Source organism: Lentzea indica, assembly GCF_012184385.1.
Taxonomy (GTDB): Bacteria; Actinomycetota; Actinomycetes; order Mycobacteriales; family Pseudonocardiaceae; genus Lentzea; species Lentzea indica.
This window is the reverse complement of record NZ_VSRL01000296.1, coordinates 1-10,162: the sequence shown is the minus strand read 5'-3', so window position 1 is coordinate 10,162 and position 10,162 is coordinate 1. Positions and strand designations below refer to the sequence as shown.

13 protein-coding genes and 1 pseudogene are annotated in these 10,162 nt (G+C 68.6%); 8 read left to right on the top strand and 6 right to left on the bottom strand.

Annotated features, from left to right (window positions below):
• Nucleotides 1-447: 447 nt before the first annotated feature.
• Nucleotides 448-648 (top strand): response regulator transcription factor, encoded by a 201-nt coding sequence (locus FXN61_RS42570; protein ID WP_312878430.1) that lies wholly within the window; start codon nt 448-450, stop codon nt 646-648.
• A 269-nt stretch (nt 649-917) separates the two neighbouring features.
• Here the strand turns inward: FXN61_RS42570 and FXN61_RS42565 are convergent, their stop codons facing one another.
• Together FXN61_RS42565 and FXN61_RS42560 are read right to left on the bottom strand one after the other, a co-directional pair.
• Nucleotides 918-1,529 (bottom strand): DUF3159 domain-containing protein, encoded by a 612-nt coding sequence (locus FXN61_RS42565; RefSeq protein WP_312878429.1) that lies wholly within the window; start codon nt 1,527-1,529, stop codon nt 918-920.
• On the bottom strand, nt 1,526-1,891 hold the full coding sequence (locus FXN61_RS42560) for an OB-fold nucleic acid binding domain-containing protein (protein ID WP_035908814.1): 366 nt from the start codon (nt 1,889-1,891) through the stop codon (nt 1,526-1,528). The genes FXN61_RS42565 and FXN61_RS42560 overlap by 4 nt, the downstream gene beginning before the upstream one ends.
• An 84-nt stretch (nt 1,892-1,975) precedes the next feature.
• On the opposite strand from FXN61_RS42560, the gene FXN61_RS42555 reads away from it, so the two are divergent.
• On the top strand, nt 1,976-2,632 hold the full coding sequence (locus tag FXN61_RS42555) for an alpha/beta fold hydrolase (RefSeq protein WP_167979517.1): 657 nt from the start codon (nt 1,976-1,978) through the stop codon (nt 2,630-2,632).
• Here the strand turns inward: FXN61_RS42555 and FXN61_RS42550 are convergent.
• On the bottom strand, nt 2,629-3,243 hold the full coding sequence (locus tag FXN61_RS42550) for a DUF3710 domain-containing protein (RefSeq protein ID WP_167979516.1): 615 nt from the start codon (nt 3,241-3,243) through the stop codon (nt 2,629-2,631). The two genes, FXN61_RS42555 and FXN61_RS42550, sit on opposite strands and share 4 nt — an antisense overlap.
• Before the next feature lie 3 nt (nt 3,244-3,246).
• Complete coding sequence (dut, locus tag FXN61_RS42545) at nt 3,247-3,729, bottom strand: dUTP diphosphatase (RefSeq protein WP_167979515.1); 483 nt, start codon at nt 3,727-3,729, stop codon at nt 3,247-3,249.
• Between the two features lie 24 nt (nt 3,730-3,753).
• Here dut and FXN61_RS42540 point away from each other — a divergent pair, with 24 nt between their 5' ends.
• Nucleotides 3,754-4,215 (top strand): DUF3093 domain-containing protein, encoded by a 462-nt coding sequence (locus FXN61_RS42540; protein ID WP_312878427.1) that lies wholly within the window; start codon nt 3,754-3,756, stop codon nt 4,213-4,215.
• A 70-nt stretch (nt 4,216-4,285) separates the two neighbouring features.
• Here FXN61_RS42540 and FXN61_RS42535 read toward each other — a convergent pair whose 3' ends face one another.
• Complete coding sequence (locus tag FXN61_RS42535; protein ID WP_086667480.1) at nt 4,286-4,585, bottom strand: DUF4193 domain-containing protein; 300 nt, start codon at nt 4,583-4,585, stop codon at nt 4,286-4,288.
• Nucleotides 4,586-5,003: 418 nt separating this feature from the next.
• Here FXN61_RS42535 and cei point away from each other — a divergent pair, with 418 nt between their 5' ends.
• Nucleotides 5,004-5,720 (top strand): envelope integrity protein Cei, encoded by a 717-nt coding sequence (gene cei / locus FXN61_RS42530; RefSeq protein WP_167979514.1) that lies wholly within the window; start codon nt 5,004-5,006, stop codon nt 5,718-5,720.
• A gap of 84 nt (nt 5,721-5,804) precedes the next feature.
• On the opposite strand, the pseudogene FXN61_RS42525 reads toward cei, so the two are convergent.
• Nucleotides 5,805-6,595: pseudogene (locus tag FXN61_RS42525) on the bottom strand (inositol monophosphatase family protein).
• Between the two features lie 114 nt (nt 6,596-6,709).
• Between FXN61_RS42525 and ppgK the strand changes: the two are divergent.
• The 4 genes from ppgK to FXN61_RS42505 form a co-directional block, all read left to right on the top strand.
• On the top strand, nt 6,710-7,471 hold the full coding sequence (gene ppgK, locus FXN61_RS42520) for a polyphosphate--glucose phosphotransferase (RefSeq protein ID WP_167979513.1): 762 nt from the start codon (nt 6,710-6,712) through the stop codon (nt 7,469-7,471).
• A 227-nt stretch (nt 7,472-7,698) separates the two neighbouring features.
• Entirely contained in the window at nt 7,699-9,033 is a 1,335-nt protein-coding gene (locus FXN61_RS42515) for an RNA polymerase sigma factor (RefSeq protein WP_167979512.1), read from the top strand.
• A gap of 74 nt (nt 9,034-9,107) precedes the next feature.
• Nucleotides 9,108-9,704, top strand: a complete 597-nt coding sequence (locus FXN61_RS42510) for a nucleotidyltransferase family protein (protein WP_223165835.1) — start codon at nt 9,108-9,110, stop codon at nt 9,702-9,704.
• A gap of 142 nt (nt 9,705-9,846) precedes the next feature.
• Nucleotides 9,847-10,162, top strand: a 316-nt coding sequence (locus FXN61_RS42505) for a helix-turn-helix domain-containing protein (RefSeq protein ID WP_167979511.1), incomplete at its 3' end; no start/stop codon positions are given.

The window sequence follows — 10,162 nt, the reverse complement described above, 5'->3', positions numbered from 1 at the left end:
CGCGTGACCGGCACGACGGTGTCGGTGGCACGCGCGTGGGTGCTCGCCAGTGTCGGCGACATCCGCGGCGCCGCCGAGGCGGCGATGGCGGCCGCGGACGAATGCGCGAACTGGGCGTGCACAGCGTCGAGGCCACGGCCCTGCACGACGCCGCCCGCTTCGGCGTCGACACGTCACTGCGTCTGGCAGCCCTGACGTCCACCATGGACGATGCGATGACCTCGGCCTACGCGGCACACGCGACCGCACTCGCGCACGCCTCACCGACCGTCCTGGAGGCTGTGGCGACGGATTTCCTGCGTCTGGGCGCCACTCTCTACGCCGCCGAGGCCCTGGCCTCCGCCGCCCGCCTGCACCGAAGCCAGGGCAACGTCCGGGCCGCCTCCCAGACCTCGGCCCGCCAGGCCCTCCTGATGCGCGACTTCGACGGCGCCAGCACCCCCGGCCCTGCGCGTCGACGGCCTGACCCACCTGACCCGCCGCCAGGTGGAGGTCGCCCGCCTGGCCACGTCCGGGCTCACCAACCAGCAGATCGCGGAGAAGCTCCACACCTCGAAGCGCACGGTCGACAACCATCTGCATGCCATCTACGGAGTGCTCGGGGTGACAGGGCGCGACGAACTGCGCACGGTGCTCGGCCCGTCCTGACCTGCAGGTGCACTCCGATATGCGATATATCGGATATTGCACATCAGGAGTACGGCGATGTGCGACGCGAAACGGCCGGCGCCTCAGACGAGGCGCCGGCCGTCACAGCACATACGGTCAGTCTCTGGACTTGTCGCGAGCCTCGGTGTCGACGACGCGCTGGAGTTCGTCCATGTCCGGCGTGAGCAGGTCGTCGGCCGTACGAGCCAGCACTTCCTCCTCCGAGGCCTTGGCCGCGATCTCGGCCGCGGCGGCCTCCTCGGCCGCCTTCAGGCGCTTGTCCGCGCGGCGGACGCCCAGACCGTGGCGAGAAGGGCGATGGCCATCAGCGGATAGCCCATCGCGAGACGTGCCACGGCGAGCCAGCCCACCTGGTCCTCGTCGTAGAGCCAGCGCTGGACCACGAAGCGGGCGAAGAAGACCAGGGCCCAGACGAAGGTCGCGATGTCGTAGTCGCGGACCGAGGCCTTGTCCGCGCGCCAGGAGCGGTCACGGCCGTTGAGGAACGTCCAGAGCACACCGGCGAGCGGCCAGCGGACGATGATCGACAGCAGGAACGCGCTGCCGTAGACGACGCTCTGCCAGATGCCGAAGAGGAAGAAGCCCTTGGCCTCGCCCGTCTTGTAGGCGATGAACGCCGCGATGCCCACGCCGAACACGGCGGAGATCGCGGGCTGGACGGTGCCCTTGCGGACCGCCAGGACCACGCCGATCACGACGGCGGAGGCGAGTGCGCTGATGATCGCGGCCATCAGGTTCTTGGCGGCGAAGTTGACGATCACGAAGATGACGACGGGCAGCGACGAGTAGAGCATTCCGCTCACGCCGCCCATCTGCTCGAGGACGGTGGGCTGCTTTTCTTCGGTCTCAGCTGAAGTCATGAAGCGTTCTGCAACTCGTAGTAGGGGTTGTAGAGCACCTTGCGCCCGTCGCGCACGGCGATGCGGCCACGGGCCTTGATCGTCCGACCAGGCTCGATTCCCGCGATGCGACGGCGGCCGAGCCAGACGAGCGTGACGCCCTCGGTGCCGTCGTAGAGCTCGGCTTCCAGCGTGGCGGCCGCGTCCCTGGGGCAGAGCTCCACGCTGCGGAGCCTTCCGAGGACCGTGACCTCCTCACCGGACTTGCAGTCGCAGGCCTTCACCGCGCCGACGGCCTCCGCTTTTCGCGACAGGTCGTCCGCGTCGAGCTCGGCGACGTCGCTGGTCAAGCGACGCACCAAGCGGCGCCAATAGCCGCTCATCCCCGACTCCTGCAGTGCTCTGGTGGCCCAGTGGTGTGGGCCGTCTGACAGTGAGGGTACGCACGAGGACCGACAATCTCGGGCGTGCCTGCCGAGACCGTCTTCCTCCTGCCCGGAACCGCCTCTGACGAGGTGTTTGTCCGTTCCGTGTTCGCCGAGCCGTTGTCGCAGGTCGGCGCCGTTCTCAACGCTCCGCGGGTCCGCACACTCGGTGAACGGTTGACGGCCCTCGAAAATGCCTGGGCAGGCCACCCGATCGTGGTGGGCGGCGTCTCATTAGGCGCGCACGTCGCCGCCACGTGGGCCGTGCGGAACCCGGACAGGTGCGCAGGGCTGATCCTCGCGTTGCCCGCCTGGACAGGAGCACCGAACCGCGCTCCCGCGGCACTGGCGGCCAGGGCCAGCGCGGAGATCGTCACGAACCACGGCCTGCGAGCAGCACTCACCGGCACGACCGGCTGGCTGCACGACGAGCTGACGAGGGCCTGGCACGGCTACGGCGACCTGCTCGTGCCACACCTGGAAGAAGCCTCCGAGTCCGCGGCGCCGACGCTCGAAGAGCTGCAGTCGCTCAAGGTGCCGACGGGAATCGTCGGGTGCACCGATGACCCGGTGCACCCGATCGCAGTCGCGCGGGCATGGGCGGAAGCCATCCCACGCGCCGTGCTCGTCACAACGACGCTCGACGCCTACCCACACGCACTGGGGCGTGCGGTGCAGGCGTGGCAACAGGCGCGTTAGTCCTGCTGCTCGATGTGGCGGGCGATCGCTTCCGGCAGCTCGACCGGCAGCGGGGTGCGGGGTGGCATCGGCTGCTCACCGCGCACGACGACGGTGCCGCGCAGCATCTCGCGCAGCGCCTCGGAGTTCTGCGCGAAATGCTCCTCCGGACCGGCCGCGACACCGCGCAGCATCCAGCGCGGGCCGTCGACGCCGACGAAGAGGATCTGCACGCCCTGGTTGCGCGCGATGATCTCCTCGCCCCACTCGCCGTTCTCACGGTTGATGCGGGCGCCGTCCTCCTTGAGGCCGGCGATCAGCTCGGCGCCGACCTCCTTCCAGAGGCCACCCGACTTCGGCGCGGCGAACGCGCTGACAGTCAGCTGCCCAACGGACGTGAGGACGTGCACCGCGCGCACGGAGCCGCTCTGCTGGTCCATCTCGACCTGCAGCTGGGCCTCGTCCGGCATCGGCAGCTGCACCGATCCCAGGTCGAGCCGCTGCACATCGTCACGGGGCGCCACCGTCGAGTCCCACGGGCCGTCGACGTCGTCGAAGACCTCGTCGTGCTCCGGACCGGTGTCGACCGCCCCCGCGGAGTGACGACCGCGCTTGCGGCGCCTTCCGAACATTCCCTACCCCTCAGTCTCTGTGAGCGCTGCACGGGCGAGCACCACGTGCCCGCCGGTCGAGCCATAGCCTCCCGCACCGCGTTCCGTTTCCGGCAACTCGGTGACCTCGCGGAACACCGCGTGCTCGACGCGTTGCACGACGAGCTGGGCGATCCGGTCGCCGCGTGACAGCGCGATCGGCTCACGGAGATCATGGTTCACGAGGCAAACACGGATCTCACCGCGGTAGCCGGAGTCGATCGTGCCGGGCGTGTTGACCACGCTCAGCCCGACCCGCGCCGCCAGTCCGGAACGGGGGTGCACGAACCCGGCGAACCCCTGCGGGAGCGCGATGGCGACACCGGTGCCGACCACGGCGCGCTCGCCTGGTGGAATGACCACGTCCGACGTGGTGACCAGATCGGCGCCCGCGTCGCCGGGACGGGCGTAGGCGGGCACGGGAACCCCCGGATCGAGCCGGGTCAGCAACACCTCGACGCTGGACACGGCGGCCGAGATTACCCTGACGACGTGAGTGAGACTGCCGTGACCGCCACTACGACCTTCCGCGAGCGCCTGTACGTGACGTGGTGGATCTGGCCGCTGCCGCTGCTGGCGGCCGGGCTGCTGTCCGCCGAGGTGCACATGGGCTTCCCCGGCGTGCGTTCCTGGCTGCCGTACGTGATCCTGCTGCCGCTGACGATCGTGCTGATCGTGCGGATGGGGTCGACGAAGGTCGAGGTGGCCGGCGGCGAGCTGCGGGCCGGCGATGCGCACATCCCGCTCGACCTGCTCGGCGACGTCGAGATCATCGCCCCCGAGGACCGGCGCAGGGCCATGGGCCGGGAGCTCGACCCGGCGGCGTACGTCGTGCACCGCGGCTGGGTCAAGCCGCTCGTGCGGGTGCGGGTCGACGACCCGGAGGACCCGACGCCCTACTGGATGATCAGCACGCGGCACCCGGAAGAGCTCGCCGCCGCGATCAAGTCCTGAGAGAACACAACTGGGCGCCACCCGTGAGGGTGAGCGCCCAGTTCTTGGCGGACGTTTCGCTGACGGGCAGTCAGGCGCAATCGCGGCAGATGTACACGCCGCCGTTGTCCTCGGCGAGCCTGCTGCGGTGGTGCACCAGGAAGCACTTCGAGCACGTGAACTCGTCGGCCTGCTTGGGCAGGACCTTGAACGTGAGCTCCTCGCCGGACAGATCGGCGCCGGGCAGCTCGAAGTTCTCCGCGCTCGCGTCCTCGTCGACGTCGACGACGCCGGACTGCGTCTCGTTCCGCCGGGCTTTCAACTCCTCGAGGGAGTCCTCAGCGAGTTCGTCCGCCTCGCTGCGACGCGGCGCGTCGTAGTCGGTCGCCATCTTCTTCACCCCTGCGGTCTACGGAGACTGTTCGTGTCGCTGGTTAACGCTCCAGCGCCCTCTTTTGTGCCCCACGTCAAGGTGACGTAGGTCTCGCGCACTCAGCTGCAAGCCAACCCCCTTGACGTGACCGTCGGCTTGATCCACATGTGTGCGGAGCGCGCAGAGGGTAGCTCATTGTCCGAGTGGCCCGGCATCGGGTTACCCCTTACCGACCGGACGGGTGACACAACCTTTCTACGCTGGACCGATACCCTGTGCGGGAGCGCGTTAACCCCGGCGTGCAACCTGGCCCCTGGCCAGTACCGTCCTGACTGTGGGCGACCAGGCCGGTGCGGTGGGTCACGCCCGCCGGAGCGCGCGACAGCCGGGCAGGGCCTAGGCTGATCAGGGGACGGACACGGGGAGGGCTTCGGACGTGGGACCCGTATCGGGAAGCTTGACGCCCTACAAGCGGCGTCGGCCCGTGCCCGCGCTCGTCCTGTTCGCGGTGCTGTTGGTCAGTTCCGTGTTCGTGTGGGTGAAGGTGCTCGGCAACGCGAGCGACGTGGACCAGGCCATCAAGTGCAACGCGCCCGGTCACGTCACGACGTCGGGCACTCCGGTTGGCGATCCCGCTGCCACCTCGACCGCGCCTCCGCCCGCTCTGGGCACCGTGCTGGAACACGACGCGCTGGACCGCACCAACCCGGTGCCGGTCGGCGACGTCAACTTCAAGGTCGTCAACGCCTCGACGCAGCGCAACCACGCCAAGGCCGTCGCGACGATGTTCACCGAGCTCGGCCTGAAGCAGGCGGCCGAGCCCGGCAACGACCCGATCTACCCGGCGGGCGACATGGGGTGCCGCGGTCAGATCCGCTTCGGCGCGCCCGGCTCGCAGGCGGCGAGGACGCTGTCACTGCTGGAGCCGTGCCTGGAGCTCGTGCGCGACGACCGCCAGGACGCCACCGTCGACATCGCGATCGGCAAGAAGTTCGACGAGGTCAAGCCGAACAGCGACGCCCGCAAGGTGCTCGACCAGCTCAAGGAGTGGGCAGAGCAGCAGCCGGAGCAGCAGGGCGGCCAGGTCGCGGACGCCAGCCCGCCCACCCTCAGCCAGGAGAACCTGGCCGGCGCGCGCGACGTGAGCTGCTGACGCTCGAATCAACGTTGATCGAGCGAATCAATGTTGATTCGAGGTTGATCCAGGGTTGATTCAGGGGTTGATTCAGGGGTTGATTCAGACCTTGCCGAAGCCGGATTCGACGAGCGCGCTGTAGAGAGCGTCGGCGATGCCCGGCGCGGCCGCGAACGTCGCGTCCTCCCCCAGCTCCGGCGACGAACCCGGCAACCGCACGACAGCGCCGCTCGCGGCAGTCAGCCACCGGCCGCCCAGTCCCACCGCCCGAGCGCGTGCTCTGCGTAGGCGTCGAGCCGTCCAGCGGCCACCGAGCAGAGGTCGAGCGACGCCGCTCCCGCCCGGCGCAGGTCACGGACCCGCGTCGCCATCGCCGCCCACGTGTCGGCCTGACGCTGACGCCGTTCCGGCCGGTAGGCGAACCCGTATCCCAGCAAGGACAGCGACAGGTCCGTCGTCGCGGACACGTGCAGGGGCGTGCCGTCCAGGAAGGCGCCGTATCCGCGGGCGGCGGTCCACACCCGGCCGGTCGCCGGCTCCACCACCGCACCCGCGACCGACTCGCCGTCGAGCTGCGCTGCGATCGACACCGAGTACCAGGGGATGCCGTAGAGATAGTTGACAGTGCCGTCGATGGGGTCGACGACCCACGTCAGGCCCTCCACGACCGTGCCGCCCTCTTCCTCACCGAGGACCGGCTCGCCGGGACGCAACTCGGACAGACGCGTCCGAACGAGTTGTTCTGAGGCGCGGTCGGCGGCCGTGACCACGTCCGTCGAGGTGCTCTTGGTGTCGAACGACACCACGGCGGAAGCCCGCATGCGCTGAACCAGAGCGCCTGCTTCCCGGCCGATGGCCGTCGCGATGTCGACGAGTGGCCGGGGATCGAACACGACCGGTTCCCTCCTGCGTCACTAGCACGGGACTATCGGACAACGTCAGGCTAATGTCTGCGAACCACGGTACTGAATCGAAACCAGCAGGATCGAGTAGGAAGGACCACGGGGATGGGCATCACCCGCGGGTTCGGTGTGGACATCGGCGGCTCGGGCGTCAAGGGCGGCCTGGTCGACCTCGAAGCAGGGGCACTGGACGGCGAACGCATGCGGATCCCCACGCCTCAGCCCTCGACGCCGGAAGCGGTCGCGGAGGTCGTTGCCGAGATCATCGAGAAGTTCCAGTGGGACGGACCGGTCGGCATCACGCTGCCGTGCGTGGTCAAGCACGGCGTGGCCCTCAGCGCCGCGAACGTCGACAAGGGCTGGATCAACTGTGACGCGGCGCAACTCTTCGCGGAGCGCCTCAAGCGCAAGCCCGAGGACATCGTCGTGATGAACGACGCGGACGCGGCCGGCATCGCGGAGATGTCGTTCGGCGCGGGCGTCGGCAAGGACGGCACCGTGGTGCTGCTGACGTTCGGCACGGGTATCGGCAGTGCGGTGTTCCTCGACGGCAAGCTCGTCCCGAACACCGAGTTCGGCCACCTCCAGGTCGACGGGCACGACGCGGAGACGCGCGCGGCCGCGTCCGTGAAGGAGGAGAAGGGCCTGTCCTGGGAGGAGTGGACGCCAAGGGTGACGCGGTACATCAACGTGCTCGAGGACCTCATCTGGCCCGATCTCGTGATCGCCGGCGGCGGAGTGAGCAAGAAGGCGCACAAGTGGCTGCCATTGCTCGAGGTCCGCACGGAGGTCGTTGCCGCAGCACTGAAAAACGACGCGGGCATCGTCGGTGCCGCGTGGGCATCCGCGCACGGCATCAGGCCGTGACGACCATTCGACACCGAAACGTGTCCGACTCGCCTTACTCGATCTAGCTGCGAGAACGCAGGTGAGAGCGCCTCGAAACACCTCGGGGCGCAACACCGCGTCACCGACGTCGTTACAATGGAACGCACACCCGCCAAGCAAGATCGGCGGGGAGATCCCCTGAACTCTGGCGACCGAGGTTTCGCGCCCTCTGGTTTGCCTTGAACGACCGTCGCGAAAGGGCGTACGTGGCAGCCGCAGAAACCGCAACCCGACGCTCCAGCTCCGCCGCGAGCGCCGCCAAGACGACCAAGGCGACCGCGGCCGGCGAGGCCGAGGAGAAGCCGAAGCGCAAGACGACCGCTGCGGCAGCGAAGAAGCCCGCCGCCGCCAAGGCCGCCGGCGCCAAGACCCCGCGCAAGACGGCCGGTAAGGCCGATCCTGCCGCGAAGGGCGCGACCAAGAAGGCCGACGGCGAAGAGCCCGAGGACATGGAAGGCGCTCCCGGCGCCGAGGACTTGGTCGAGGACGTGGAACTGGTCGACGAGCCCGTCGTGGACGAGCCGGAGGAGGCGGAGGACCCCAAGGCAGAGGGTGACTTCGTCTGGGACGAGGAGGAGTCCGAAGCCCTGCGCCAGGCGCGCAAGGACGCGGAGCTCACCGCCTCGGCCGACTCCGTCCGGGCGTACCTCAAGCAGATCGGCAAGGTCGCCCTCCTCAACGCCGAGGAGGAGGTCGAGCTCGCCAAGCGCATCGAGGCAGGCCTTTACGCCGCCGAGCGCGTGCGCCGCTCCGAGGAGGAGCAGGAGAAGCTCACCCCGCAGCTGCGCCGCGACCTGCGCTGGATCGTCCGTGACGGCGAGCGCGCCAAGAACCACCTGCTCGAGGCGAACCTGCGTCTCGTCGTGTCGCTGGCCAAGCGCTACACCGGCCGCGGCATGGCGTTCCTGGACCTGATCCAGGAGGGCAACCTGGGTCTGATCCGCGCCGTCGAGAAGTTCGACTACACCAAGGGCTACAAGTTCTCCACGTACGCCACCTGGTGGATCCGTCAGGCGATCACCCGCGCGATGGCCGACCAGGCCCGCACCATCCGCATCCCGGTGCACATGGTCGAGGTCATCAACAAGCTGGGCCGCATACAGCGTGAGCTGCTGCAGGACCTGGGCCGCGAGCCCACGCCGGAAGAGCTCGCCAAGGAAATGGACATCACGCCCGAGAAGGTGCTGGAGATCCAGCAGTACGCACGTGAGCCCATCTCGCTGGACCAGACGATCGGCGACGAGGGCGACAGCCAGCTCGGCGACTTCATCGAGGACTCCGAGGCAGTCGTCGCTGTCGACGCCGTCTCGTTCACGCTGCTGCAGGACCAGCTCCAGTCCGTGCTCGCGACGCTGTCCGAGCGCGAGGCGGGCGTCGTCCGGCTGCGCTTCGGCCTCACCGACGGCCAGCCGCGCACGCTGGACGAGATCGGCCAGGTCTACGGCGTCACGCGTGAGCGCATCCGCCAGATCGAGTCCAAGACGATGTCGAAGCTGCGCCACCCGTCGCGCTCGCAGGTTCTGCGCGACTACCTCGACTAGGTCTTACCGAGGCATACGCAGAGAGCCCCGCACCGGTTCGGTGTGGGGCTCTTCTGTTTTGCTAGACATGCGCAATGCTGCTCGGCCGACTCCCGGTGGACGAACAAGTCGAGACGTTGCGCGCGACCCTGGCCCGCAACGAGATCCTGGTGGAACTCCTGGGCCGCGCCGCGAAACTCGACCTCCCGGGGTGGTACCTGACCGCGGGATGCGTGATCCAGACCGTGTGGAACGTGGTCACCGGCCGGCCGCCTGCCGAAGGCATCAAGGACTACGACCTGTTCTACTTCGATGACACCGATCTCGGCTGGGACGCCGAGAACGAGGTCATCCAGACCGGCGAGCGCGCCTTCGCCGACCTGCCGGCGCTCGTCGAGATCCGCAACGAGGCACGGGTGCATCTCTGGTACGAGGACCACTTCGGCGTCCCCTGCACGCCCTACACCTCCACCGAAGCGGCCATCGACTCGTTCGCGGCAACCACCTGCTGTCTGGGCATCCGTCTCGAAAACGACGACAAGTGGCGCGTCTACGCTCCACACGGCCTCGCCGACGTGTTCAACCTCGTCGTGCGTCCCAACCCCGTGCTCGCGCCCCGCGGCGTCTACGAGTCCAAAACCCGGCGGTGGCGTGAGCAGTGGCCTGGACTCACGATCCTCCCCTGGCCGTGACCAGGCGTGATCGAACGCATGCGAAAGATGAGTACCCATGTACTCATGTGCCGCCCATGCATCCGCGACAGCATCAGTGTGTGGCTGTGCCGGAGGGGTGCACAGGGACAGTTCCGGAGATCGGAACAGGGGGCAGGAAAACATGGGCAGGTCAGTGCTCGAAGGGGCTTTCTCGTTGCTGGACAAGCTGATGGACGAGGGTGAGCTGGGGCTCACGCAACTCTCCGACCGCTGCGAGATGCCGAAGACGACGGTGCACCGCCTTCTGGACCAGATGGAGGTGCTCGGCGCGGTCGAGAACGTGCGCGGCCGATACCGCATCGGTGCGCAGATGTTCCGGCTCGGGCAGGCGTGGGAACCGGCTCCCGGCATTCTGCGGGTGGCGCGGCAACCGTTGCGCGCGTTGTCCGCGACGATCAGGACGTCGACGATCCTCGCGGTGCCGCGGCGCGACCGGG

Coding starts and splice junctions, on each gene's coding strand:
- ppgK (WP_167979513.1), top strand. CDS start 6,710: ATGGGCATCACCCGCGGGTTCGGTGTGGACATCGGCGGCTCGGGCGTC.
- FXN61_RS42565 (WP_312878429.1), bottom strand. CDS start 1,529: ATGACTTCAGCTGAGACCGAAGAAAAGCAGCCCACCGTCCTCGAGCAG.
- FXN61_RS42535 (WP_086667480.1), bottom strand. CDS start 4,585: ATGGCGACCGACTACGACGCGCCGCGTCGCAGCGAGGCGGACGAACTC.
- FXN61_RS42560 (WP_035908814.1), bottom strand. CDS start 1,891: ATGAGCGGCTATTGGCGCCGCTTGGTGCGTCGCTTGACCAGCGACGTC.
- FXN61_RS42510 (WP_223165835.1), top strand. CDS start 9,108: ATGCTGCTCGGCCGACTCCCGGTGGACGAACAAGTCGAGACGTTGCGC.
- FXN61_RS42550 (WP_167979516.1), bottom strand. CDS start 3,243: ATGTTCGGAAGGCGCCGCAAGCGCGGTCGTCACTCCGCGGGGGCGGTC.